Annotated in this window: 19 protein-coding genes; 5 read left to right on the forward strand and 14 right to left on the reverse strand. The window is 72.4% G+C overall.

Translation table 11 applies throughout. The features are described 5' to 3' along the window. Positions 1-141: 141 nt before the first annotated feature. The 5 genes from ACH4RC_RS25625 to ACH4RC_RS25645 all read right to left on the reverse strand — a co-directional run bounded on the left by ACH4RC_RS25625 (position 142) and on the right by ACH4RC_RS25645 (position 5156). Positions 142-384, reverse strand: coding sequence for a DUF397 domain-containing protein (locus ACH4RC_RS25625; RefSeq protein WP_398205095.1), 243 nt, complete (start codon positions 382-384; stop codon positions 142-144). Positions 385-468: 84 nt separating this feature from the next. Next, positions 469-1647 carry a thiolase domain-containing protein gene (locus ACH4RC_RS25630; protein WP_398205098.1) on the reverse strand — a complete coding sequence of 393 codons (1179 nt, stop codon included), beginning with the start codon at positions 1645-1647 and terminating at the stop codon, positions 469-471. Further along, a complete protein-coding gene (locus ACH4RC_RS25635; RefSeq protein ID WP_398205100.1) occupies positions 1644-2747 on the reverse strand; it encodes a thiolase domain-containing protein in 1104 nt (367 codons plus the stop codon). Before ACH4RC_RS25635 ends, ACH4RC_RS25630 begins: the two co-directional genes overlap by 4 nt. Next, positions 2748-3719 (reverse strand): Zn-ribbon domain-containing OB-fold protein, encoded by a 972-nt coding sequence (locus tag ACH4RC_RS25640; RefSeq protein WP_398205103.1) that lies wholly within the window; start codon positions 3717-3719, stop codon positions 2748-2750. Between the two features lie 630 nt (positions 3720-4349). Next, on the reverse strand, positions 4350-5156 hold the full coding sequence (locus ACH4RC_RS25645; RefSeq protein WP_398205104.1) for a crotonase/enoyl-CoA hydratase family protein: 807 nt from the start codon (positions 5154-5156) through the stop codon (positions 4350-4352). 160 nt (positions 5157-5316) lie between these two features. Here ACH4RC_RS25645 and ACH4RC_RS25650 point away from each other — a divergent pair, with 160 nt between their 5' ends. Both ACH4RC_RS25650 and ACH4RC_RS25655 read left to right on the forward strand, forming a co-directional pair. After that, a complete protein-coding gene (locus ACH4RC_RS25650) occupies positions 5317-6936 on the forward strand; it encodes an acyl-CoA synthetase (protein ID WP_398205107.1) in 1620 nt (539 codons plus the stop codon). Between the two features lie 40 nt (positions 6937-6976). Next, positions 6977-7768 carry a GNAT family N-acetyltransferase gene (locus tag ACH4RC_RS25655; protein ID WP_398205109.1) on the forward strand — a complete coding sequence of 264 codons (792 nt, stop codon included), beginning with the start codon at positions 6977-6979 and terminating at the stop codon, positions 7766-7768. Here the strand turns inward: ACH4RC_RS25655 and ACH4RC_RS25660 are convergent. Continuing rightward, the gene (locus ACH4RC_RS25660; RefSeq protein ID WP_398205111.1) at positions 7765-8604 is read right to left on the reverse strand and encodes an alpha/beta fold hydrolase; all 840 of its coding nucleotides are present in this window, start codon (positions 8602-8604) and stop codon (positions 7765-7767) included. The genes ACH4RC_RS25655 and ACH4RC_RS25660 overlap by 4 nt on opposite strands. A 150-nt stretch (positions 8605-8754) precedes the next feature. On the opposite strand from ACH4RC_RS25660, the gene paaK reads away from it, so the two are divergent. After that, complete coding sequence (gene paaK, locus ACH4RC_RS25665) at positions 8755-10056, forward strand: phenylacetate--CoA ligase PaaK (RefSeq protein WP_398205113.1); 1302 nt, start codon at positions 8755-8757, stop codon at positions 10054-10056. Positions 10057-10142: 86 nt separating this feature from the next. Here the strand turns inward: paaK and ACH4RC_RS25670 are convergent, their stop codons facing one another. Next, the gene (locus ACH4RC_RS25670; RefSeq protein WP_398205116.1) at positions 10143-11654 is read right to left on the reverse strand and encodes an acyl-CoA synthetase; all 1512 of its coding nucleotides are present in this window, start codon (positions 11652-11654) and stop codon (positions 10143-10145) included. Between the two features lie 139 nt (positions 11655-11793). Here ACH4RC_RS25670 and ACH4RC_RS25675 point away from each other — a divergent pair, with 139 nt between their 5' ends. Next, complete coding sequence (locus tag ACH4RC_RS25675; RefSeq protein WP_398205178.1) at positions 11794-14217, forward strand: penicillin acylase family protein; 2424 nt, start codon at positions 11794-11796, stop codon at positions 14215-14217. Between the two features lie 10 nt (positions 14218-14227). Here ACH4RC_RS25675 and ACH4RC_RS25680 read toward each other — a convergent pair whose 3' ends face one another. Beyond that, on the reverse strand, positions 14228-15784 hold the full coding sequence (locus ACH4RC_RS25680) for an acyl-CoA synthetase (RefSeq protein ID WP_398205119.1): 1557 nt from the start codon (positions 15782-15784) through the stop codon (positions 14228-14230). Positions 15785-16069: 285 nt separating this feature from the next. Further along, positions 16070-17173 (reverse strand): NAD(P)H-dependent flavin oxidoreductase, encoded by a 1104-nt coding sequence (locus ACH4RC_RS25685; RefSeq protein ID WP_398205121.1) that lies wholly within the window; start codon positions 17171-17173, stop codon positions 16070-16072. 179 nt (positions 17174-17352) lie between these two features. Here ACH4RC_RS25685 and ACH4RC_RS25690 point away from each other — a divergent pair, with 179 nt between their 5' ends. Continuing rightward, the gene (locus ACH4RC_RS25690; RefSeq protein ID WP_398205123.1) at positions 17353-19152 is read left to right on the forward strand and encodes a serine hydrolase; all 1800 of its coding nucleotides are present in this window, start codon (positions 17353-17355) and stop codon (positions 19150-19152) included. A gap of 19 nt (positions 19153-19171) precedes the next feature. Here ACH4RC_RS25690 and ACH4RC_RS25695 read toward each other — a convergent pair whose 3' ends face one another. The 5 genes from ACH4RC_RS25695 to ACH4RC_RS25715 form a co-directional block, all read right to left on the reverse strand. Next, complete coding sequence (locus ACH4RC_RS25695) at positions 19172-20710, reverse strand: phytoene desaturase family protein (RefSeq protein WP_398205180.1); 1539 nt, start codon at positions 20708-20710, stop codon at positions 19172-19174. Between the two features lie 132 nt (positions 20711-20842). Further along, on the reverse strand, positions 20843-23122 hold the full coding sequence (locus ACH4RC_RS25700) for a tetratricopeptide repeat protein (RefSeq protein ID WP_398205126.1): 2280 nt from the start codon (positions 23120-23122) through the stop codon (positions 20843-20845). Next, the gene (locus ACH4RC_RS25705) at positions 23086-24036 is read right to left on the reverse strand and encodes an oxygenase MpaB family protein (RefSeq protein ID WP_398205127.1); all 951 of its coding nucleotides are present in this window, start codon (positions 24034-24036) and stop codon (positions 23086-23088) included. The genes ACH4RC_RS25700 and ACH4RC_RS25705 overlap by 37 nt, the downstream gene beginning before the upstream one ends. 58 nt (positions 24037-24094) lie before the next feature. Further along, on the reverse strand, positions 24095-25273 hold the full coding sequence (locus tag ACH4RC_RS25710; RefSeq protein WP_398205128.1) for an acyl-CoA dehydrogenase family protein: 1179 nt from the start codon (positions 25271-25273) through the stop codon (positions 24095-24097). 116 nt (positions 25274-25389) lie between these two features. Further along, on the reverse strand, positions 25390-25821 hold the full coding sequence (locus tag ACH4RC_RS25715) for a ferredoxin (protein ID WP_398205182.1): 432 nt from the start codon (positions 25819-25821) through the stop codon (positions 25390-25392). Positions 25822-26027: the final 206 nt, after the last annotated feature.

Below are 26027 nucleotides of genomic sequence, written 5' to 3' on the forward strand. Positions count from 1 at the left end.
GGGGCACGCTGGACCGTGCCCACATTGACCAGCTGTTCCGCTGTCCAGGCTCGCGCACACGGGAGCCGCGGGACAGGGCCGAAGGTCGCGTGTCGGAAACCGAGGCGGGGCGACGGCGGGGCCACGCCCGCGGAACGCCTCCTACGTCAGATCGAACTCGCCCTCGCGGGCCCCGAGCACGAACGCTCCCCACTCGTCCGGCGAGAAGATCAGCGACGGGCTCTGCGGGCTGCCGCTGTTGCGCATCGCGATGAACCCCTCCACGAAGGCGATCTGGACATCGCCCGCCCCTCTGCTGCTGGAGCGCCAGTCCGCCTTGCTCAGATCCAGGTCCGGCTTGTCCCACCCCGCGAACGGGTGCTGGTCGATGGTGCTCTCGGCCACGTCCGTGCTCCTCCCGGTTCGTCGTCCGTGCGCCAGCCTAGCGATCGGTGCGTACGGCGGACAGGCCGCGAAGGCGGCGATCGTTCACCGCGTGGGCGGCTCGGCGCCGACCAGCCACATGGAGAAGAACTGCGAGCCGCCTCCATAGGCGTGCCCGAGCACCCTGCGGGCGCCGTCGACCTGGTGCTCCCCTGCCTGGCCGCGCACCTGGAGGGCGGCCTCGGCGAAGCGGATCATGCCGGAGGCGCCGATGGGATTGGTCGACAGGACGCCGCCCGACATGTTGACGGGCAGGTCGCCGTCGAGCTCGGTCACGCCCGCCTCGGTGAGTTTCCAGCCCTCGCCCTCGTCGGCGAAGCCGAGGTTCTCCAGCCACATGGGCTCGTACCAGGAGAACGGTACGTACATCTCGACGGCGTCGATCTCCCGGCGGGGGTCGGCGACACCCGCCTGCCGGTACACATCGGCGGCGCAGTCCTTCCCGGCCTGCGGAGAGACGAAGTCCTTGCCCGCGAACAGGGTCGGTTCGCTGCGCATGGCGCCGCCGAGCAGCCAGGCGGCCGGTCCGGGCGAACGCGCCGCTCCGGCCCGGTCGGTGAGGATCATCGCGCACGCCCCGTCGGAGGACGGGCACGTCTCGGAGTACCGGATCGGATCCCAGAGCATGGGCGACGCCTGGACCTTCTCGAGGGTGATGCCGTGCTCGTGGAGATGGGCGTAAGGGTTCTTCAGCGCGTTGCGCCGGTCCTTGTACGCGACCAGGGAGCCGACGAAGTCGGGCGCGCCGGTGCGCCGCATGTAGGCACGCACGTGCGGCGCGAAGAACCCGCCGGCCCCGGCGAGGAGCGGCTGCTGGAACGGGACGGGGAGGGAGAGCCCCCACATGGCGTTGGATTCGGACTGTTTCTCGAAGGCGAGGGTGAGGACGGTGCCGTGGACGCGGCCCGCGACGAGGTTGCCGGCGACCAGCGCGGTCGAGCCGCCCACGGACCCGGCGGTGTGCACGCGCAGCATCGGTTTGCCGACGGCGCCGAGCGCGTCGGCGAGGTACAGCTCCGGCATCATGACGCCCTCGAAGAAGTCGGGCGCCTTGCCGATGACGACGGCGTCGATGTCGGCCCAGCTCAGCTCGGCGTCGTCCAGGGCGCGTCGCGCCGCCTCGCGCACGAGCCCCGCGATCGACACGTCGCGGCGGGCGGCGACGTGCTTGGTCTGCCCGACGCCGACGACGGCCACGGGCTCCTTGCCGGTCCGGCTGCTCATCGCTGTCCCTCCCCTTCACGTGCTTCGTGTACGGCTTCACGTGCTTCGAGTACGGCGACGAGGTTCTGCTGGAGGCAGGGCCCCGAGGTGGCGTGGGCGAGCGCCCGGCGGGACTCCCCCCGATGGATGCGGGCGGCGGCCTCGCCGATCCGGATGAGCCCGGCGGCCATGACGGGGTTGGCGGCGAGGGCACCGCCGGACGGGTTGACGAGGACGTCGTCGCCGAGCCGCAGCGCCTTGCGCAGGACTACCTCTTGCGAGCTGAACGGGGCGTGCAACTCGGCCGTGTCGAAGGGGGGTTCGGACTGCGTGAAAGCCCCGGCGTTCTCGGCGGCGAGCCGGGTCGACGGTGAGTCGGTGAGGTCGCGGACGCCGAGGCTGTGCGCCTCGATGCGGTGATCGATGCCGCGGATCCAGGCGGGCCGCTCGCACAGCTCGCGGGCGCGCTCCCCGGCGGCGAGGATCACGGCGGCGGCGCCGTCCCCGATCGGCGGGCAGTCGCCGGTCCGCAGCGGCTGGACGACGTACTCGCCGTGCGGCACGCCGGGGCCGCGGAGCTGGGCGTGCGGGTTGTCCCCGGCGGCCTCGCGGCTGCGGGCGGCGACCCCGGCCAGGGCGGGCTCGTCGGTGTGGCCCGCGTCGATGAGCGCCCGCGCCTGCAGCGCGGCGAGGGCGACGGAGTCGGGCCACAGCGGTGCCACGTAGTACGGGTCGAGCTGCCGCGTCAGCACGTCCCGCACCGACCCGGGCGACGACTTCCCGTACGCGTACACGAGCGCGGTGTCGGCGTCACCGGTGAGCAGCTTGGTCCACGCCTCGTACAGCGCCCACGCCCCGTCCATCTCGACGTGCGACTCGGAGATCGGCGGCCAGGCCCCTACGCCGTCGAGCGCCATGGTGAACGAGAAGGCGCGCCCGGCGAGGTAGTCGCTCGACCCCGAGCAGGTGAAACCGATGTCGCTGGTCTTCAGGCGTGTCGCGTCGAGGACCTCGTGCAGCACCGGCATCAGCATCTCCACCTCCGACACTTCGTCGGTGGAGCGCCGGTGGTCGGTCTGCCCGAAGGCGACGACGGCGATGTCCCGGATCGGCGGCCTCATTCAGATCAGCTCCTTGTACGCGTCGTAGTCCGCGTCCGGTTCGCCGGTGGGCCGGTAGTGGTCCGGGTAGCGCCCGCCCTCGCTCCACACGGGCTCCACGCGCAGGCCCATGCGCACCTCGTCGCACGGGATGCCGGCGATGCGGCCGTGCAGCGCGAGGTCGGCGCCGTCCAGGGCTATGTGCGCGTAGACGTAGGGCAGTTCGATGTCGAGGTTCTTCGCCTTGACGTTGACGATGCAGTACGTGGTGACGGTGCCGGCCGGGCCGACCTCCACCTGTTCGGTCGTGGCGACACCGCAGGTGGGGCAGGCGCCGCGGGGCGGGACGTAGACCTTGCGGCAGTCGGGGCAGCGTTCGCCTACGGTGCGGTTCTGTGCGAGGGCGTTGATGTAGCGGCTCTGGGCGGCGCCCGGGCTGTAGGTGTAGTCGAGGCGGGCGGGGGCGACGATGCCGGTGACGTTGCCGTCGCCGAAATGTCCGTTGTGTGTACGGGGTTGAACGCGGACCGGGTCGGTGTCGTCGGGCTCGAAGCAGGCGATGTCCGTGATGGCGCCGGTGCGGTCCGCGTCCGGGGCCCAGCGGACTCGGACGCGCATGCCCGTGCGGATGGCCTCCGGCCCGGGGGCGTCCAACGCGTGCAGCAGGGCGGTGTCGGCGCCGTCCAGTCTGACGAGGACCCACGCGAAGGGGGTGGCCAGGGGCTGGCCTCGGCGGGGCTCGGGGTTCCACGCCCAGGTGGTGACGGTGCCGGTGGCACCGACCTCCACCAGATCGCGGAGCTCCTCGGCGGTCACGGGGTCGTACTCGACCGGCGGAACGAGGACGCTGCCGCTCGGGGTGCGGGCGCCCAGGCAGGTCTTGTGCTTGAGGCCGGTCAGGAACGCGCTCTGGACGGGGCCCAGGGAGCGGGTGAAAGGGAACTCCACGATCAGTGGTGCGCGGAGTACGTCTGTCGGGGCCGGGTGCGTCATCGGGTCTCCTTCGCTTCGGCGGGCCGGGTTTCGGATTCCGGAATTCGTCTGCCTGGCAGCGCTCTCGCCGCCGAGCGCGGGTCGCGTCGTGGTTGCTCGCGCCGTTCCCCGCGCCCCTGAGCGATCGCGTCTGCCGGGTTGCCGCTGTCCCGCGAGCACGGGTCGCGTCGTGGTCGCTCGCGCCGTTCCCCGCGCCCCTGAGCGATCGCGTCTGCCGGGTTGCCCCTGTCCCGCGAGCACGGGTCGCGTCGTGGTCGCTCGCGCCGTTCCCCGCGCCCCTGAGATGCGCACTTCGTGCGGCATCTCGGGGTCCGCCCCGAGGCCTCTTGGGGAGAAGCGGGGCAGGCTCCGCTTGGAGGCGCGGCGAAGCCGCGTGCCTCCAGGGGCGCGGGGAACTGCGCGACCAGCCACGACGAGACCGGCACGCGCACTCCGACAAACGCCGGGCAGACGCTGAGGGGCGCGAGGAACTGCGCGAGCAACCACAACGCGACCCGCGGCCGCATCCCCACAACCACCCGGCAGACGCTGAAGGGGCGAGAGGAACTGCGCGAGCGGCCACGACGCGGCCCGCGCTCGGCGACGGGGCGGGGCAGGCGTCGGGCCGCGTCGAAGTGGCCCTGGCCGGCATCACTCCCGCCGAAACCGCGGAGCGCGCCGCTCGGCGAACGCCCGCGCCCCCTCCTTCGCATCGGCCGTGTCGAAGATCGGCCACCCACGCTTGAGCTCCGCCGCCAGACCCTCCGCCTCCGGAACCCCCGCGTTCTCGTACACGGACGCTTTCACCGCCTCCACGGCCAGTGGCCCGCACGCGTTGACGCGCTCCGCGATCTCCAGCGCCGTGTCCAGCGCGGTTCCGTCCGGAACGACCCTCCCCACCAGACCGATCGCGGCCGCTTCCGGCGCCGGGTAGGGACGCCCCGTCAGCAGCATCTCCAGCGCATGGGTGCGAGCGATCTGCCGCGGCAGCCGTACCGTCGAGCCGCCGATCGGGAACAGACCCCGCACCACCTCGAACAGCCCGAACGTCGCCGACTCCCCGGCCACCCTGATGTCCGTACCCTGCAAGATCTCCGTACCGCCCGCGACGCAGTACCCCTCCACCGCCGCGATGACCGGCTTGCGCGGCCGGTGATGGCGCAGCATCGCCTTCCAGTGCAGGTCGGGGTCGGCTTTGAGACGGTCGCGGTACTGCTGACCTGCCATGCTGTCGCCGCCGCCGGCCAGCGCCTTGAGGTCCATCCCGGCGCAGAACGACCCGCCCGCCCCGGTGAGCACGACGGACCGGACGGAGTCATCCGCGTCGGCCGCGACCCAGCCGTCGTACAGGCCGACGAGCATCGGCAGGGACAACGCGTTCCTGGCCTCGGGCCGGTTGAGCGTGAGTACGAGCGTGGCGCCCTCGCGCCGCACGTCGAGATGTTCGGTCCCGTCCATGGCTGACCTCCCTGAGACGAGAACAGGTTGCAGGAGGGCGCGAGCCAGTACAAGAGTTTTCTGACAGACAGTCAGATTACTTCGACGGGGCCCCTTCCCCGTTCTCCGCCTCTCTGCTCTGATGACGGCCACCGAGACGGTGCGACGGTCAGGAGGAGCGGTGGAGTACAACCTTGCCGACCTGTTCGAGTCGGTCGTCGACGTGGTCCCGGAGCGCGAGGCGCTGGTCTACCTCGACCATCCCGGTACGGGCGCCGAGCGCAGACTGACGTACGCGGAGCTCGACGCGGCGGCCTGCCGCGTCGCCCACCACCTGATCGACAGCGGCCTGCGCCCCGGCGAACACCTCGGCCTGCACCTGTACAACGGCGTCGAGTACCTGCAGACCGTGCTCGGCTGCCTCAAGGCCCGGGTCGTCCCCGTCAACGTCAACTACCGCTACGTGGAGGAGGAGCTGGTCTACCTCTACCGCGACGCGGATCTCGTCGCGCTCGTCTTCGACGCGGAGTTCACCGACCGCGTCGCGGCGGCCCTGCCCCGTACCGAGAAGCTGCGGCACTTGTTACGGGTGGGGGCTCCGGCGCCGGGCGCGCCGCCCCTCAAGGCCGTCGACTTCGCCGAGGCGGAGGCGGGCGCGTCGGAGGGGCGCGGGTTCGCGCCGCGTTCGGCGGACGACCAGTTCATCATCTACACCGGCGGCACCACGGGCATGCCGAAGGGTGTGATGTGGCGGCAGGAGGACCTGTTCTTCTCGGGGCTCGGAGGCGGCGCGCCGACCGGTGAGCCGGTCACCCGCCCCGAGGAGCTCGCCGAGCGGGTGGCGGCGGGAGGTGCCGGCATCACGTTCTTCCCCACGCCACCGCTGATGCACGGCACCTCCACCCTCACCGCGTTCATCGGCTTCCACTTCGGCCAGCGCGTCGTCATCCACCGCAAGTTCGTGCCGGAGGAGGTGCTGCGCACGATCGAGAAGGAGAAGGTGACGAGCGTGTCGCTGGTGGGCGACGCGATGCTGCGGCCGCTCATCGACGCGCTGAACGGCCCGCTGAAGGGCACGGACTGCTCGTCGCTGTTCAGCGTCTCGTCGTCGGGCGCGATCATGTCGGACACGGTCCGCGCCCAGTTCCAGGCGTTGGTCCCGAACGCGCTGCTGCTCAACAACTTCGGGTCGTCGGAGTCCGGCTTCAACGGCACCGCGACGGACGACTCCGGCGCGGGCCAGGGCTTCCGCCTCCGCGTCAACGCCCGTACGAGGGTGGTGGACCCGGCGACCTACGAGCCGGTCGCCGTCGGCGAAGTGGGCCGGATCGCCCAGCGCGGCCACGTCCCGCTCGGCTACTACAACGACCCGGGGAAGACCGCCGAGACCTTCTTCCGGAAGGGCGACCAGCGCTGGGTGCTGCTCGGCGACATGGCCACGGTCGACGAGGAGGGCATCGTCACCGTCCTCGGCCGCGGTTCACAGTGCATCAACACGGGCGGCGAGAAGGTGTACCCGGAGGAGGTCGAGCAGGCGCTCAAGTCCCATCCGGACATCTACGACGCGCTGGTCGCCGGCGTCCCCGACCCGAAATGGGGCAACCACGTGGCCGCCGTCGTCCAGCTCAGGACCGGCGCCCCCGCCCTCTCCCTGGACGCCCTGCGCACCCACTGCCGCACCCACCTGGCGGGCTACAAGATCCCCCGCCAACTGGTCCTCACCGATACCATCCAGCGCTCCCCGAGCGGCAAGGCGGATTACCGCTGGGCCCGAACGGTCGCCGCCGAAGCGTCCCGCTGATCCGGTTGCCCGGTGCCGGGGCCCCTGCTGAAGTGGCAGGATGGATCAGAAAGCAGTGCTCTCCCTCTTCGACCGGCAGATGCGGCGCGACGCGCGGCCCGACGCTCCCGGCGCACGGGTCGAGCGAGTGGGGAACGTCGTGCGGCAGGCCGGGCCCGGCGACGGGTGGAACGGGGTGCTGTGGTCAGACCTCGACGCGGACAGCGCCGATGCCGCGATCGCCGGGCAGGCCGCCTTCTTCCGCCACTTGAACGTCGAGGCGGAGTGGAAGGCGTACGGGCATGATCTGCCCGGTGATCTGGGCGCGCGGCTGCTCGCCGCCGGGTTCGTGGCCGAGGAGACCGAGACGCTGCTCGTGGCGGAGACAGCCCGGCTCGCGCTCGATGTCGTACCGCCGGAGGGGATCGAGCTGCTGCCCGTCACCGAGGAGGCCCACGTCGAGCTGGTCGAGCGGGTGCACGCGCGGGCCTTCGACGGCGGCCGCTCCCCGATCGGGCACCAGGTGCGTCAGCAGCTCGCGCACGACCCGGGGACCGTGCCCGCCGTGGTCGCGCTGCACGGCGCCGAGCCGGTCAGCGCCGCCCGCCTCGAACTCCACGAGGGCACGGACTTCGCGAGCCTGTGGGGCGGCGGCACCGTCCCCGAGTGGCGGGGGCGGGGCGTCTACCGGGCGCTCGTGGCGTTCCGGGCGCGGATCGCCACCGAGCGTGGATTCGCGTACGTGCAGGTCGACGCCACGTCGTACAGCCGGCCCATCCTGGAACGGCTGGGTTTCGTGGCGCTGGGGACGACCACCCCGTACGTTCTGGCACCGAGGATCCAGGACGCCTAGGCCGCCAGGAACTCCGCCACCCGCGCCACGAAGAACTCCGCGTCGTCCAGCCAGGGGTAGTGCGCCGCGCCGGGCTGCACCTCGACCCGGCCGCGCGGATAGCACTTGGCGGCGCGGTGGACGAGTTCGGGGCGCGGGCCGCCGTCCACTTCGCCCGCGAGGAGCAGCACCGGGGCGTGGAGGCGGGACAGGGCGGCGCGGGTCGCGGGCGGGTCGTAGGCGCCCTCGGCGGCGTAACGGACCTCGGCGTCCTCGTTGGACTGGACGTCTGCGCGGGCCGCGTGGGCCCGGGCGCGCTCGTCCCAGCGGCCGTAGAAGAAGGCGTCGTAGAGGGAGTAGTCGGCGTCGTCCCGGCCGGCGAGGAACTTCTCGTACTCGGCGTAAGCGGCCTCGAACCACGGTTCGTGGCGGCGGAGTTGTGCGGCGGCGCGCCGGTCGTCGGGGGTGGCGCGCAGGCCGAGCGCCCGTTGCGCGGAGGTGACCAGGACCAGTCGGGCGATCCGTTCGGGGTGCCGGGCGGCATGCAGGACGGCGAGGTTGCAGCCCGCCGAGTGGGCGAGGACGTCCATGCGGTCGAGGTTGAGGTGGGCGCGGAGCGCCTCGACGTCGGCGACCTGCCGGTCGCAGCGGTACGTGGCCGCGTCGGCCGGGACCGCCGAGTCGCCGGTGCCGCGCAGGTCGAGGAGGTACAGGGTGCGGTGGGCGGTGAGGCCGCCCAGGTCGCCGAGGTACTCGGAGGCGCGCATCGGTCCGCCGGGCAGACATATGAGGGGCGGGCCCGAGCCCCGTACGTGACAGGCCAGTTCGGTGCCGTCAGGTGCGGTGAACGTGAACATGGCGTGATCATCACAGCCGGGCGGCGCCACCGGCAACGTCGTATGTCTTGACGCGAGGCCCCCGGCCTTGAATTACTGACGACCAGCAGGTCGACCGAATGATCGGTCGGTCGGTGGCGCGGCAAGGGTACGAGTGCGGGAGTGCGGTCGATGACGTCGACGACGACGCGATGGTGGGACGAGGGCGAGCGCCTGGGCGCGGACGAGCTGCGGGCGCTCCAGCTGGAGCGGCTGCGCGCGACGCTCGGCCGGGTGTACGAACGGGTGCCGTTCTACCGTGACGCCTTCGACAAGGCGGGCGTGCGTCCGGAGGACTGCGCCTCGCTCGCGGATCTGGCCCGTTTTCCCCTGACGACCAAGGCGGACCTGCGGGACAACTACCCGTTCGGGATGTTCGCCGTCGACCAGTCCGAGGTGCGGCGGCTGCACGCGTCGAGCGGGACGACCGGGCAGCCCACGGTCGTCGGGTACACCGAGGACGATCTGTCGATGTGGGCCGACATGGTGGCGCGCGCGATCCGCGCCGCGGGCGGCAGGCCGGGCCACAAGGTGCATGTGGCGTACGGGTACGGCCTGTTCACGGGCGGGCTCGGCGCGCACTACGGCGCGGAGCGGCTCGGCTGCACCGTCATCCCGGCGTCCGGCGGCATGACCGCGCGCCAGGTCCGGCTGGTCCAGGACCTGAAGCCCGAGATCATCATGGTGACGCCGTCGTACATGCTGACTCTCCTCGACGAGTTCGAGCGGCAAGGCGTCGACCCGCGCTCCACGTCCTTGCGGGTCGGTGTCTTCGGCGCGGAGCCGTGGACCGAGGAGATGCGGCGCGAGATCGAGGAGCGGTGCGGGATCGACGCCGTCGACATATACGGGCTCTCCGAGGTCGTCGGCCCCGGCGTCGCGCAGGAGTGCGTCGAGACGAAGGACGGGCTGCACATCTGGGAGGACCACTTCTACCCGGAGGTCGTCGACCCGGTCACGGGTGAGGCGCTGCCCGACGGCGAACAGGGCGAACTGGTCTTCACCTCACTCACCAAGCAGGCGATGCCGGTGGTCCGCTACCGGACGCGGGATCTGACGCGGCTCCTTCCGGGGACGGCGCGGCCCGCGTTCCGCCGCATGGAGAAGATCACCGGCCGCAGCGACGACATGGTGATCCTGCGCGGGGTGAACCTGTTCCCCACGCAGGTCGAGGAGATCGTGCTGCGCACCCCGGGCGTGGCGCCGCACTTCCAGCTCCGGCTCACCCGCGAGGGCCGGATGGACGCGCTGACGGTCCGCGCGGAGGCCCGGCCCGACGCGACACCGGAGGAGCGGGAGGCGGCGGCGCGGACCATCGCGGCGCGGATGAAGGACGGGGTCGGGGTCAGCGTGGCCGTCGAGATCGTCGACCCGGAGACGCTGGAGCGCTCGGTCGGCAAGATCAAGCGGATCGCGGACCTCCGGAACCGTTGACGAGTCCCGGAGTTCCGGAGTTCCGGAGTTCCGGAGTTCCGGAGTTCCGGAGTTCCGGAGTTCTGGCATTCTGGAATTCCGGAGTTCTACAGCGCTTCTCTCAGCTCCCGCTTGAGGATCTTGCCGCTCGCGTTGCGCGGCAGCTCGTCCACGAAGACGATCCGCTTGGGCGCCTTGAAGTGAGCGAGCCTCTCGCGCGCGTGGGCGAGGAGTTCCGCCTCGGTGACGGTGACGCCGTGGGCACGGACGACGACCGCGGTCACCGCCTCGATCCACCGCTCGTCCGGCAGCCCGATCACGGCTGCCTCGGCGACGGCGGGGTGCGTGTAGAGCGCGTCCTCGACCTGCCGGGAGGCGACCAGAACTCCCCCGGAGTTGATGACGTCCTTCACGCGGTCCACGACCGTGAAGTAGCCCGCGCTGTCGCGCACGGCCAGGTCGCCGGAGCGGAACCAGCCGTCCCGGAAGGCGAGCGCGGTCTCCTCCGGCTTGTCCCAGTAGCCGTCGCACAGTTGCGGGGAGCGGTAGACGACCTCGCCCGGCGTGCCGTCGGGTACGTCCTTGCCGTCCTCGTCGACGATCTTCGCCTCGACGAACAGTACGGGCCGCCCGCACGAGTCCATCCGCCCCTCGTGCTCACCCGGTCCGAGCACGGTCGCCAGCGGGCCGATCTCGCTCTGCCCGAAACAGTTGTAGAAGGCGAGGTCGGGGAGGCGCTCGCGCAGCCGCTCAAGGACGGGCACCGGCATGATCGACGCCCCGTAGTACGCCTTGCGCAGCCCGCCCAGGTCGCGGGAGGCGAAGTCGGGGTGCCGGGACAGGCCGATCCACACGGTGGGCGGCGCGAAGAGGCTGTCGGCCTCGCCCGCCTCGACGAGGTCGAAGATCCGGGCGGCGTCGGGCGCGTCGAGGAGCGTGCTGGTCGCGCCGACGGCGAGGTACGGCAGCAGGAACACGTGCATCTGCGCCGAGTGGTACAGCGGCAGCGAGTGCACCGGCCGGTCCGTGTCCTTGAGGTCGAGCGCGTGGATCGCGCTGACGTACTCGTGGACGAGCGCCCGGTGCGACATGCACGCGCCCTTCGGCAGGGCCGTCGTCCCCGAGGTGTAGAGGAGCTGGACGAGGTCGTCCGCGGCCGGCCGCTCACCGTCGTGGGGCGCGGCGCCCGCAAGGCGTGCGAGCAGCGAGTCGTCGGCGTCGCGCAGCGCCAGCGTCCGTACGCCGTCCGGCAGCCGGTCCGCGAGGTCCGGGTCGGTGAGCACGAGCGCGCTGCCGGACTGTTCGACGATGTAGGCGAGGTCGTCGCCGGTCAGGTTCTGGTTGACGGGGACGTGCACGAGGCCCGCCCGGGCGCAGGCCAGGAACCCGATGAGGTAGGCGTCGGAGTTGTGGCCGTAGGCGCCGACCCGGTCGCCGGGCGCGAGATCCAGGCCGCGCAGCACACCGGCCGCGCGCGAGACCGCGTCGTCCAGTTCCCCGTACGTCCATGAGCGCGGCCCGTAGCGCAGGGCGACCCGCGCCGGGGTGCGGCGGGCGCTGCGCCGCAGCACTCCGTCGACGGTGCTGACTGCCGCTGCGGACGCCGGTGACCTCGTCATGGCGTGATCCTCTGCGCCCGGGACCGCCGGGTCAAGACGTGTGCGTGGCGGGCGCGCAACGTGCTCGCACACCCCTCGGCAGTCGACATACCGATTGGTACGCTCAGCCGCCCTGCCCGCAACAGCAGTTGGGAGCATGATGCGCATCCGTCCGAGACCACGGCGCCGCACGGTCGCCGGGATCGCCCTGCTGACCGCGTTCGTCACCACGGCCGCCCTCCCGTCGGCCGCGGCCGACCGGCACGAGCGCCCGCACAGTCCGCACGACGGCGGCCTGTCCGCCACCATCCGCTACACGGAGTACGGGATTCCGCACATCGTCGCCAAGGACTACGCGAACCTCGGCTTCGGCACGGGCTGGGCGCAGGCCGCGGACCAGGTGTGCACCCTCGCCGACGGGTTCCTGACCGTACGGGGCGAACGCTCGCGCTGGTTCGGGCCCGACGCGGCGCCCGACGGCTCGCTCTCCTCGGCGACCGAGAACCTCGCGAGCGACCTGTACTTCCGCGGCGTACGCGACACGCACACGGTGGAGAAGCTGCTCGCGACGCCCGCTCCGGCCGGGCCCGGCAAGGACGTCAAGAACGCGATGCGCGGTTGGGCCGCCGGGTACAACGCGTGGCTGAAGCAGAACCGGATCACCGACCCGGCGTGCAAGGGCGCCGAGTGGGTGAAGCCCGTGACGACGCTGGACGTGGCGGCGCGCGGCTTCGCGATATCGGTGCTCGGCGGCCAGGGGCTCGGGATCGACGGGATCACGGCGGCGCAGCCACCGACGGCCGGTACGCAGCGCAGGACAGCGCCCTCCAAGGAGCAACTGGCGGACGCGGCACGTGACTTGTTCTCGCAGGACGGGTCCGACATGGGGTCGAACGCGGTCGCGTTCAGCGGGGCCACGACGGCGAACGGGCGCGGGCTGCTGCTCGGCAACCCGCACTACCCCTGGCAGGGCGGCCGCCGCTTCTGGCAGTCGCAGCAGACGATCCCGGGCGAACTGGATGTCATGGGCGGCTCGTTGCTCGGCACCACGACCGTCTCCATCGGGCACAACTCCCGTGTCGCGTGGAGCCACACGGTCGCGACCGGCGTCACCCTCAACCTGCACCAGCTGACCCTCGACCCGTCCGACCCGACGGCGTACGTGGTGGACGGCGAGCGGGAGAAAATGGTGCAGCGGCGCGTGACGGTCCCCGTGCGGGGCGGCGCGGACGTCACCCGCACGCAGTGGTGGACCCGGTACGGCCCCGTCGTCACCTCGCTCGGCGCGCAACTGCCGCTGCCCTGGACGGCCACGACCGCGTACGCGCTCAACGACCCCAACGCGGTGAACATGCGGGCCTCCGACACCGCGCTCGGCTTCAGCAAGGCGCGCTCGACGGACGACGTGCTGCGGGCGCTGCGCCGCACCCAGGGCCTCCCGTGGGTGAACACGATCGCCGCCGACTCCCAGGGCCACTCCCTCTTCACCCAGTCCCAGGTCCTCCCGCGCGTCACGGACGATCTGGCGGCGAGTTGCTCGACGCCGCTCGGCAAGGCCACGTACCCGGCGTCGGGTGTGGCGGTGCTGGACGGCTCGCGCGGCGACTGCGCGCTCGGCCGGGACGGGGACGCGGTACAGCCCGGCATCTTCGGTCCGTCGAGGATGCCGGTCCTGAAGGATGCGCCGTACGCGGAGAACTCCAACGACAGCGCCTGGCTGGCCAACGCGGACCGGCCGCTGACCGGGTACGAGCGGATCTTCGGCACGGTCGGCACCCAGCGCACCCTGCGGACGCGCGGCGCGGTCGAGGACGTGGCGGCGATGGCGGACAAGGGCGGCCTGCGCGTCGCGGACCTCCAGAAGCAGCAGTTCGCCGACCGGGTGCCGGCCGGTGACCTGGCGGCGGCGGACGCGGCGAAGGCGTGCGCGGCGCTGCCGGGCGGTAGCGCGACAGGCAGTGACGGTACGGCAGTTGATGTGTCGCGGGCGTGCGGGGTGCTCGCCCGCTGGGACCGCACCATGGACACCGGCAGTCGGGGCGCGCTGCTCTTCGACCGGTTCTGGCGGAAGCTGACGGCGGCGGTCCCGGCCGACGAGCTGTGGAAGGTGCCGTTCTCGGCCGCCGACCCGGTGCGCACGCCGAACACGCTCGACACCGCGCACCCCGGCTTCACGACCGCGCTCGCCGACGCCGTGGCCGAACTGCGCGGGGCGGGTATCGCGCTGGACGCGAAACTCGGCGCGCACCAGTTCGTGGTGCGCGGCGGCGAACGGATCCCGGTCCACGGCTCCACGGAGTCGCTCGGCGTGTGGAACAAGGTCGAGCCGGTCTGGGACCCGGCGGGCGGCGGCTACACGGAGGTCGCGCACGGCTCCAGCTACATCCAGGCCGTGGGGTGGGACGGCGGCCGTTGCCCGGTGGCCCGTACGTTGCTGACCTACTCCCAGTCCTCGAACCCGGACTCCGCGCACTACGCCGACCAGACACACCTGTACGCGCGGAAGGGGTGGGTCACGGAGCGGTTCTGCGAGAAGGACATCCTGCGTTCGCCCGCGCTGAAGGTGGTGCGGGTGCGCGGCTGACGGGCGTCGTTCACAGGGTGCGGGTCCGTCCTTCCCAGTACGGGTCCCGCAGGCGCCGCTTGTAGAGCTTGCCGTTGGGGTCGCGGGGCATCGTCTCGATGAAGTCGACGCTCCTGGGCCGCTTGTAGCCCGCCAGGTGTGTCCCGCAGTGGGCGAGGATGTCGGCGGCGAGGGCGTCGTCGGCCGCGTGGCCCTCGGCGACCTCGACGACCGCCTTGACCTCCTCGCCCCACTCGTCGTGCGGGATGCCGAACGCGGCCGCGTCGGCGACGGCGGGGTGGGTCAGGAGCGCGGACTCGATCTCGGCGGGGTAGATGTTCACACCCCCGGAGATGATCATGTCGATCTTCCGGTCGCGGAGGAACAGACAGCCGTCCTCGTCGAGCACGCCGAGGTCGCCGACGGTGAAGAAGTCGCCGATGCGGTTCTTCTCCGTCTTGCCCTCGTCCTTGTGGTACGCGAACCCGCCGGTCCTCATCTGCATGTACACGGTGCCGAGCCGGCCTGCGGGCAGCCGGTTCCCGTCGTCGTCGAAGACGGCCAGCTCACTGATGGGCCACGCCTTTCCGACCGTTCCGGGCTTCTTCAGCCACTCCTCGGCGGTGGCGAAGGTGCCGCCGCCTTCGCTGGCCGCGTAGTACTCCTCGACACATGTGCCCCACCAGTCGATCATCGCGCGTTTGACGTGGTCGGGGCAGGGGGCGGCGCCGTGGATGGCGTGCCGCATGGACGTCACGTCGTAGCGGTCCTTCACCTGCTGCGGCAGGGCGAGGAGGCGGTGGAACTGGGTCGGGACCATGTGTGTGTGCGTGCAGCGATACGTGTCGATGGCGCGGAGCATCTCCTCCGGGGTCCACTTGTCCATGAGGACGACCGGGTGCCCGATGTTCAGCGCCGCGCCCGCGAACTGGAGTACCGCCGTGTGGTAGAGCGGTGAGCACACCAGGTGCACGTTGCCGTCGAACGGCTTGATCCCGAAGATCCCGAGGAAGCCGCCGAGGTACGCCTCCTCGGGGAGCTTGTTCTGGAGCGGGCGGCGGATGCCTCGCGGGCGGCCCGTGGTGCCGGAGGTGTAGTTCATGACCCAGCCGAGGGTGCGGTCTTGCGGGGCCGAGTCGGGCTGTCCGTCGAGGAGTCCGGCGTAGGGGCGGAAGGTGTCGATGTCGCCGACGGCATAGCGGTGGGTTGTCGGGAGGCCGGCCTCGTCGGCGGCCGCTCGCGCCTGTTCGGCGAACCGCTCGTGCGCGATCAGCGCCTTCGCGCCCGAGTCTGCGACGATCCAGGCGATCTCCGGGGCTACGAGGTGGTGGTTGACCGGGACCAGGTAGAGGCCGGCCTGGGAGGCGGCCAGGTAGGCGGTGAAGAACTCGACGCCGTTGGGGAGTACGACGGCGAACACGTCTCCCTTCTTGAGCCCGGCTCGGCGTAGCCCGTGCACCATTTTGTTGGCTGCGGCGTGGAGGCGTCCCGCGGACCAGGTTTCGGCGTCCGGGGTGGTGAGGACGGGGCGGCCCGGGTTCGCGGTGGCCTGGGCCCAGAATCCGTTCGGGGGGGTGGGGTCGGGCATGGGGTCCTCCTTCTTTGCGGGAGTCTTTGCGGCGGGTGGCTTCCCGTCTGCCGGGTTCGCTCTCGCTGCCGAGCACGGGTCTCGTCGTGGCTGGTCGCGCAGTTCCCCGCGCCCCTGGAATGCGCACTTCGCGCGCCATTCCGGGGGCGCGGCCAGCCACGACGGCGCCGCACATGTCCAAGGCCCACCCGAAAGGCACCGCGGCACAGCCGCATGCCCCCAGGGGCGCGGGGAACTGCGCGACCAGCCACGGCGCACGCCGTACTCGCCCACGGCGGTGACCCCCTACGGCGACCCGGCGATCCGGTTGAGGCGAGTGATCGCCTCCTCGAAGCCCCGGGTCAGGTCATCGAAGACGGCCTGGACGCTGCGCTCCGAGTTCATCCGCCCCACGATCTGCCCGACGGGCGTACCGAGCAGCGGCTCGACCTCGTACTTCTGGATCCGGGACACCGCCTCGGCGACAAGCAGCCCCTGCAGAGGCATCGGCAGGGTCCCGGGCCCGGCGGGGTCCTCCCACGCGTCCGTCCACTCCGTGCGCAACTGCCGCGCCGGCTTCCCCGTGAGCGCGCGCGAGCGCACCGTGTCGCCGGAGCCCGCGGCGAGAAGCTTCCGGGTGAGGGCCGGCGACGTCAGCTCCGCCTCGGTCGTCGTCAGCCAGACGGACCCGAGCCACACCCCTTGCGCACCGAGCGCGAACGCCGCGGCGGCCTGCTGCCCGCTCCCGATGCCACCGGCGGCGAGCACCGGCAGCGGCGCGACCGCCTCGACGGCCTCGGGCGTCAGCACCATGGAGGCGATCTCCCCGGTGTGGCCCCCGGCCTCGTACCCCTGGGCCACGACGACGTCGATCCCCGCGCCAGCGTGCTTGCGGGCATGGCGCGCGCTGCCCGCCAGTGCGGCGACGAGCACGTCGTGTTCGTGGGCGCGGGCGATGACGTCCGCCGGGGGTGAGCCGAGCGCGTTGGCGAGGAGTGCGATCGGGTAGTCGAAGGCCACGTCGAGCTGGCCGCGCGCGACCTGCTCCATCCAGCCGGTGATCCGCCACCCGGACGCCTCGCCCTCGGCGAGTTCCGGCACGCCGTGCTTGGCGAGGGTGTCCCGGACGAACTGCCGGTGCCCTTCCGGGATCATCGCCTCGACGTCCGCCTCGGTGACCCCCTCGACCTTCTTCGCGGGCATGACGACGTCGAGCCCGTACGGCCGGCCGTCGGCGTGCGCGTGCAGCCAGTCGAGGTCGCGGGTGAGGTCGTCGGGGGCGGTGTAGCGGACCGCGCCGAGCACGCCGAGCCCGCCTGCCCTGCTGATGGCGGCGGCCACCGCGGGGAACGGGGTGAAGCCGAAGACGGCGTGCTCGATCCCCAGTCTCTTGCTCAGCTCCGTCTGCATGCGCGCAGGATGCCGCAGCGGACCGGACGACGGAAGGGCTTTTCTGATGCGGCGTCAGATTCTTCGCGGTCCGTGTACGAGCCGCCTACGCGATTCACGGTGGTTGACACGAGGCAGTACTGACATGAAAGTTTCACCCGTCCAAGGAGATCCCGAAAGATACTTTCAGGAGGCTGCTCATGAACGCACCGGACCGGGACAGATCGCGGGGCGGCCTCACCCGGCGCCAACTGGGCGGGCTGGGGTTCGCGTTGAGCGGCGCGCTCGCCCTCGCCCCCTTCCCCGTGGGGCCCGCCGCGGCCGCCAGCGAGAAGAAGACACGTCCCACCTTGCGCCACGGCTCCCCCGAGCGCGCGGGCCTGCTCGCCGGTCACCTGCGGCAACTGGTCGCCGACGCCGAGAAGTTCCTCGGCCCCTCCCCCAAGCACCCCTGGTACGCGGGCGCCGTGCTGCTCGCGGGGCGCGGCGGCACGGTGGCGCTGCATCAGCCCATCGGCAAAGCGGTCCGGTATGCGCGCTACGACGACACGACCGACACCGGCGTCGAGTTCCCGGCCGAGCAGCAGATCGACATGGCCGAGGACACCGTCTTCGACCTCGCGTCGGTGTCCAAGCTGTTCACGTCGATCCTCGCCGTGCAGGAGATCGAGCGCGGCCACCTCGAACTGGAAGGAAAAGTCGCCTCCTACCTCCCGGACTTCGCGGGCGCGGGCAAGCAGGACGTGACCGTACGGCACCTGCTCACGCACACCTCCGGGTTCCGGTCCTGGATCCCGCTCTACAAGGAGCCCACGCGCGAGGGGCAGCTCCGGCTCATCTGGAACGAGGCGCTGCTCAACCCGCCCGGCACCGCCTACCTCTACTCCGACCTCAACCTCATCTCGCTCCAGCTCGTCCTGGAGAAACTCACCGGCAGGACTCTCGACGTCCTGCTGCGCGAGCGCGTCACCCGGCCGCTCGGCATGGACCGCACCCGCTACAACCCGCCCGCCTCCTGGAAGCCGGGGATCGCCGCGACGGAGGACGCGCGGGCGCCCTGGTCGGGGCTCGACCGCGGTCTGGTGTGGGGCGAGGTGCACGACGAGAACGCGTTCGGGCTCGGCGGTGTCGCGGGCCACGCGGGTGTCTTCTCCAGCGCCTGGGACCTCGCGATCCTCGGCCGGACGCTCCTCAACGGAGGGGTGTACGGCAGCGCCCGCATTCTGTCCGAGAAGTCGGTGGAGCTGATGTTCACCGACTTCAACACGGCCTTCCCCGGCGACGAGCACGGCCTCGGCTTCGAGCTCTACCAGCACTGGTACATGGGCGCGATGGCGACCCCGCGCACCGCGGGCCACACGGGGTTCACCGGCACCTCGATCGTCCTCGACCCGACGACCGACTCGTTCCTCATCGTCCTCGGCAACTCGGTCCACCCTGTGCGCAGCTGGCGATCCGGCTCCGCTCCCCGGGTCGCCGCGGGCAACAACATGGCGCGCGCCGTCGCGGTCCGCCCCGAGCACGGCCGCACCGCCTGGTTCTCCGGCATGACGAGCGCGGCCACGGCCACGCTGACCCTGCCCGACCTGCGTCTCGCCTCCTCCGACGCCCGGCTGACCTGCTCCCTGTGGTGGGACACCGAACCGCGCTCCGACCTCCTCTTCCTGGAGGTCTCGACGGACGGCGGCGCCACCTGGAAGCCGCTCCCCTTCACCACGGACCGGAACGACGCCGACGGGGCCGACGCCCACCCGAAGGGCACGGCCGACGGCTGGTCGGGCCGCACCTGGCACCGCCTCACCGCGGACCTCGGCGGCTTCGCCTCCGCCTCTGCGCGCGTGCGCTGGCGGTACACGACGGACCAGCTCTACGTGGGGCGCGGGGTCTACGTGGACGGCGTACGGGTCACCGACGGCCGCCGGGCCGTCGCCTTCGACGAGGCGCGCCCGGCCGACTCCTCCCGTATCGAGGCGGTCGGCTGGACGGCCTCCCGGGACTGACCCCGGGCGGAGAAAGGGGTCAGCGGCCGAGCACCGCCATGGCGGCGTTGTGCCCGGGGATGCCGCTGACCCCGCCGCCGCGCACGGCGCCCGCGCCGCAGAGCAGTACGTTCGCGTGCTCCGTCTCCACTCCCCACCGGCCCGCGCGGTCCTCCCCCTCCCCCTCCGCGTACGGGAAGGACAGGGCGCCGTGGAAGATGTGGCCGCCGGGCAGGCGCAGGTCGCGTTCGAGGTCGAGCGGGGTCTTCGCCTCGACGCAGGGGCGGCCCTCGGCGTCCTCGGCGAGGCAGTCGGCGAGCGGTTCGGCGAGGTGGGTGTCGAGCTGGGCCAGGGTCGCCTTCAGGAGGTCGGCGCGCGCGGCCTCGTTGTCCTCGGCGAACAGGCGCGCGGGCGTGTGCAGGCCGAAGAGCGTGAGGGTCTGGTAGCCGCGCGCGGCGAGGTCGGGGCCGAGGATCGTCGGGTCCGTCAGGGAGTGGCAGTAGATCTCCGAGGGCGGCGCGGACGGCAGCGCCCCGCCCGCCGCCTCCGCGTGAGCCGTCGCCAACTCCTCGTACCCCTCGGCGATGTGGAACGTCCCGGCGAACGCCTCGCGCGGGTCGACGGACGTGTCCTTCAGCCGTGGCAGCCGCTTGAGCAGCATGTTCACCTTCAGCTGGGCGCCTTCGGCGGGGACGGGCGGGGCGGTGCCGAGGAGGCGGGCGAGGTCCTGCGGGGAGGCGTTGACGAGGACGTGCGAGGCGGAGACCGTGCCCTCGCCCTCACCCTCCCCCGTCCTGTACGTCACCTCGGCGCGTCGCCCGTCCGTCTCGATCCGGGTCACCTCGTGGCCGGTGACGAGGTGGGCGCCCGCCGCGCGGGCCGTGGCGGCGAGGGCGTCGGTGAGCGCGCCCATGCCGCCGACGGGCACGTCCCAGTCGCCGGTACCGTTGCCGATCACGTGGTAGAGGAAGCAGCGGTTCTGGGCGAGCGCCGGGTCGTGGGCGTCGGCGAACGTGCCGATCAGCGCGTCCGTCAGGACGACACCGCGCACCAGGTCGTCCGTGAAGCGCTCCTCGATGCCGACGCCGATCGGTTCCTCGAACAGCAGCCGCCATGCCGCGTCGTCCCCGACGCGCTCGCGCAGTGCGGCGCGGCTCGGCAGCGGTTCGGTGAGGGTGGGGAAGACCCGTTCGGCGACGTGCCGCGTCGTCTCGTAGAACCTGGTCCACGCCTCGTACTCGCGCTCGCCGCCCGTGAGACGGGCGAACGCCTCACGCGTACGGGCCGGGCCGCCGCCGACCAGGAGCCCGGTCGGGCGGCCGTCGCGCGTGGTCGGCGTGTACGAGGAGACGGTGCGCCGCCGCACGGCGAAGTCGAGCCCCAGATCGGCCAGGATCTTCTTCGGCAGGAGGCTGACGAGGTAGGAGTAGCGCGAGAGGCGGGCGTCCACGCCGGTGAAGGGGCGCGAGGAGACGGCGGCGCCACCGGTCGTGCCGAGCCGTTCGAGCACGGTGACGGTGCGGCCCGCGCGGGCGAGGTAGGCGGCGGCGACGAGACCGTTGTGGCCCCCGCCGACGATGACGACGTCGTACGAGGTGCGCGGCTGGAGCGACGTGTGCCGCTGGTACGAGGCGTGCTGCTGGTACGAGGTGTGCTGCTGGTCGAACCGGTCCAAGGCGGGCCCCTTCGTTCCCGGGCGGGGCCCGTGCGCTCAGCCGCGCGGCCGGCCCCGCTGGCGCAACGCGGCGACTCGACGGTACAGCTCCACCGCCTCCGCGCTCCGGCCCAGCTGTTCCAGGCACTGCGCCTCGTCGTTGCGGCTGGCGAGCGTGTCGGGGTGGGCCGCGCCGAGGACCCGCTCGCGGGCGGCGGCCACGGTCCGGTACTCGACGAGCGCGTCCCGCCAGCGGCCGAGCCAGCCGAGCCCGACCGCGACCTCCCGGTGGCTGATGAGGGTGTCGAGGTGGTCGGCGCCGAGGACGCGCTCGCGGATCGCGCACACGTCGCGGGCCTCGGCGAGCGCCTCCTCCCAGCGGGAGAGGCGGCCGAGGTTGACGCCGAGGCCGTGGCGGGCGCGCAGGGTCTCCGGGTCGGCGGGGCCGCTGACCCGGACCCGGTCGTCGATCAGGTCGCGGTAGAGGGTGAGCGCCTCCACGCTGCGGCCGAGCCGTCCCAGGCCGATGCCGACCTCGTAGCGTGCGGCGAGGGTGTCCGGGTGGTCGGGGCCGAGGGCCCGCGCGCGTGCCCGCGCCACCTCGCGGTAGGCGCGCAGCGCCTCGGTCCAGCGCCCCAGCCGGCCGAGGGTGTAGCCGACTTCGCAGCGGGTGACGAGCGTGTCCGGATGGTCGGGGCCGAGGACGCGTGCGCGCGCGTCGACGACCTCCTTCGCCATGCGGTACGAGTCCTCCAGGCGGCCGAGGCGGCTGAGGTTGAAGGCGAGGTTGTGGCGGCAGCGCAGGGTGTCGGGGTGGTCGGCGCTCATCACCCGTTCCCGGGCGGCGAGGACGGAGACGTACACCTGGTGCGCCTCCAGGTGGCGGCCCAGTCTGCCGAGGACGTAGGCCACCTCCTGGCGGGCGCCCAGCGTGTCGGGGTGGTCGACGCCGAGGGCGCGCTCGCGGCCCCCGACGACGCGCCGGTAGGTGCGCAGGGCGTCGGCGGCGCGGCCGGTGCGGCTCAGCGCGAAGGCGATCTCGTAGTGGCTGGCGAGGGTGTCGGGGTGGTCGGGGCCGAGGGCGTGCTCGCGTTCGGCGGCGACCGCGCGGTGGACCTCGCCGGCCTCGGCCCAGCGGCCCAGCCGGCCGAGGCTGAGGCCCGCGTTGTGCCGGGAGAGGAGGGTGGCGAGCAACTCCGGTGCCGGGGTGGGGCGTTCCACGGGTTCGGGCGGGGTGGTCCCGGCTCCGGTGGCGGGGCGCGGGATCCACTCGCCGGAGAGGCCGCCCGCCGCGTCGGGCGGGGTCGGGCGCGGGCCCGTGCCGCCGGTGGCCTTGTGCCCGGTGGTCATGCCGCGGGTCCACGACGGCAGGCGCGGCTCGCGCGACAGGGGCTGCTCGGCGACGACCTGGGTGTCCGGGTGCGGGACGACCTGCGGAATCCGCACGGTGGGCACGTACGCGCCGCGCGCGGAGCGTCCGGTGGCGATGCGGCGGCCCAGCTCCCGCGCGTCGTGCGGGCGTTGCCCGGGGTCCTTGGCGAGCAGGTCGAGGATGATCCGCTCGACGTAGCCGGGCAGGTCGGGGCGGTGGCGGCGCGGCGGCGCGGGCGGGGTGTCGCGGTGGCCGACGAGCACGGCCCAGGCGTCGTCGAGGTCGAACGGGGGCGCGCCGGTGGTGAGCTCGTACAGCACGCAGCCAAGGGAGTACAGGTCGCTGCGCTGGTCGACGTGGGCGCCGCCGATCTGCTCCGGCGACATGTAGTGCGGGGTTCCCATGGCGATGCCGGTGCCGGTGAGGCGGGCGGTGAAGCCGATGTCGGCACCGAGCCGGGCGATGCCGAAGTCGCAGATCTTCGCCGTGCCGTCGGCGAGGCGCACGATGTTGGCGGGTTTCAGGTCCCGGTGCACGATGCCTTGCTCGTGCGTGTAGGCGAGGGCGCCGGCGATCTGTTCGGCCATGTCGACGACGTCGTCCACGGGCAGCGGATGGTGCCGGTTGTCCTCGAGGAGCTGGCTGAGGTTCTTGCCCTCCAACAGCTCCATCACCAGGTAGAGGATGCCCTCGTGCTCGCCGAAGTCGTGCACGACGGTGATGCCGCGGTGCTGGAGCGCCGCCGCGACCCGCGCCTCGCGGCGGAAGCGCTCGCGCAGCACCCGGGTGAAGGAGGGGTCGCGCTGGGGTGCGAGCGGCTTGAGGCACTTGACGGCGACGTGGCGGCCGAGCGATTCGTCGCGGGCGCGCCACACCTCGCCCATCCCGCCCCGGCCGATCCGGTCGAGCAGCCGGTACCGCCCGTGGATCAGGGTGTCGTTCCCGCTCTCCTCCAGCTCTGGCATGACCCGCTGTCGCCCCCGTCGCCTCGCCGCGCGGCCCCCCGGTCCAGTATGGGCACGCGGGTGCCGACTTTGAACGGTGCCGGGCGGGCGTGGGGGCCCAGTCGAGCCATGGCCCGCAGGATGTGTTTCGGGGGCAGTTGCCGGCGCACCCGCGCGGGGACGGCGCGCAGCGCGGTGCCGGTGGCGCGCAGGCGCCGGGTGGTGACGGCGGGGGCCGGGGCGGGCCGCCCGTACAGCTCGTGGGCGTACGGCGGGAGCGAGGCGTACGCGAGGTCCGCGACGCGCCGCCACAGCAGTTCGCGGGCCGGGACGAGGAGCGCGCCGGCCGGCGGGCGTTGCAGGAAGTCGTCGACGACGCGGGCGTCGGGGCCGGCGGCGAGTGCGGGCCGTACGGAGGTGAAGTACGCCGCCAACTCGGCTCGGCCGTGCGGTACTTCGTCCGGGTCGAGACCGACGAGGCGGGCGCTGGTGCGGTGCTCGGCCATGTAGCGGTCGGCCTGGGCGTCGGTGAGACGGAAGCCGGAGCGCCGGGCGACGTGCAGGTAGGAGTCGATCTCGGCGCAGTGCACCCAGAGCAGCAGTGCGGGTTCGTCGACGCCGTAGCGTTCGCCGGTGTCCGGGTCGGTGGCCGACAGCATGCGGTGGATCTTGCGGACCCGCGCGCCCGCCTTCTCGGCCGCCTCCGTGGTCCCGTACGTCGTCGTGCCGACGAAGTCCGCGGTGCGCATCAGGCGGCCCCAGGCGTCGCGCCGGAAGTCGGAGTTCTGCATGACGCCGCGCACGGCGCGCGGGTGCAGCGCCTGGAAGTACAGGGCGCGGATGCCCGCCACCCACATCATGGGGTCGGCGTGCAGCTGCCAGGTCACGGAATCGGGGCCGAAAAGGCCCGGGTCCGCCGTGCTTGTCCCTGTCACCCGCGGCTGCCTCCTGTCGTCGTTGTCCCGATCCGGCACGTGTGGCGGACAGCGGGTGTCAGCGGCGCACCCGGGGCATGCCGAGGCCGATCCAGGAGATGATCTCGCGCTGGATCTCGTTGTTGCCGCCGCCGAAGGTGAAGATGACGGCGGAGCGGTAGCCGCGCTCCAGTTCGCCGTGGAGGACCGCTCCGGCGCTGCCCTCCTTCAGGGCGCCCGCCGCCGCGACGACCTCCATCAGCCAGGCGTACGCGTCGCGGCGCGCCTCGCTCCCGTAGACCTTGACGGCGGAGGCGTCGTGCGGGGTGAGGGTGGAGTCCTGGAGGGCGCTGACCATCTGCCAGTTGAGGAGTTTCATCGCGTCGAGCCTGGTGTGGGTGCGGGCGAGGCGGTTCCTGACCCAGCCGAGGTCGATGACGCGGCGGCCGTCGGCGAGCTTGGTCTCCATGGCCCAGCGCTGGACGTCGTGCAGGGCGCGGATCGCCATGGTGCCGTGGGCGGCGAGGGTGACGCGTTCGTGGTTGAGCTGGTTGGTGATCAGGCGCCAGCCCTTGTTCTCCTCACCGACGCGGCGCGAGACGGGGACGCGGATGTTCTCGTAGTGGCTCGCGGTGGTGTCGTGCGAGGCGAGCGTGGTGATGAGGGTGCAGGAGTAGCCGGGGTCGGAGGTCGGTACGAGCAGCATGGTGATGCCCTTGTGGGGCGGCGCTTCGGGATCGGTGCGGACGGCGAGCCAGATCCAGTCGGCGGTGTCGCCGTTGGTGGTCCAGATCTTCTGGCCGTTCACGACGTAGGTGTCGCCGTCGCGGACGGCGCGGGTCCTCAGGGCGGCGAGGTCGGTGCCGGCGTCCGGTTCGCTGTAGCCGATGGCGAAGTCGAGTTCGCCGGAGAGGACTCGCGGCAGGAAGAACTCCTTCTGTTCATCCGTGCCGAACTGCATGATCGTCGGGCCGACGGTGTTGAGCGCCATGAGCGGCAGCGGGACGCCCGCCTGGGCCGCCTCGTCGAAGAAGACGAACTGCTCGACCGGGGTGAGGCCGCGCCCGCCGTACTCCTCGGGCCAGCCGACCCCGAGCCAGCCGTCCGCGCCGAGACGGCGCACGGTCTCGCGGTAGAAGCGTTTCTGGGCGGCGGGTTCCGCGTAGCGGGCGTACGCGTGGTCGGGGACGAGGTCGGCGAAGTAGGCGCGCAGCTCGGTGCGCAACTGCTGTTGCTCGGGCGTGTAGGCGAGGTGCACGGCCCCTCCTGGCGGTCGACCGGTCGGCGTCGGCGCACACAGTAGAACCCGTTGCAGAAATAGGGAATGCCCGGCCCGGTACGGGCTCGGCGGAGAGCGGCCTCGGGCCTCAGGCCTCAGCCCAGTACGACGAGGAAGTCGGTGCAGGCGCGGGCGCACGCGCGGCACTGTTCGGCGCAGTCCGCGGCGTCCGGGACGCCGTCGCAGGCGTGCGCGCACTCCAGGGCGACGGCCCGGCACCACTCGACCTGGAGCCGCAGCCCGTACTCGTCCCGGTGCGTCTCCTCCGAGAGCAGCCGGCAGGTCGCGTCGCAGACCTCGACGCACAGGAGCAGCGAGCGCCGCAGGTCGTGCCGCTGGCCTTCGCGCGCGGTGTCCATGGCCGCCGGGCGACGTGCGGGGCCGCCCTGCAGCGGAGGGGCGAGCGGGCCCGGGTCGAGGAAGCTGACGCGCAGGGCGCTGGCGCGGGCGCACTCGGTGCAGGCCTGGGCGCAGGCGAAGCGGCTCTCGAGGAAACGGACGAGCGTGTCCTTCGGCGGTTCGGTCATCAGCGCGGGGTCTGCGGCCTCGATGGTCTCGGTGGTCTCGGCGCGGAGGTGCGACTGCTTCGCCAGGGGGGTCACCGGCCCGGCTCCTTTCGGGGAAACATCAGCGTCCGCGCCGGGTAGCCCCATCTCCGGGGGCCAAACCGGCTCGGCGGCGCGAGACCCGGCAAATCCTTTGCGGCGGGCGGCGCACAGGGGTACTTTCGGCG

The organism is Streptomyces sp. NPDC016845 (assembly GCF_044332585.1).
Lineage (GTDB): Bacteria > Actinomycetota > Actinomycetes > Streptomycetales > Streptomycetaceae > Streptomyces.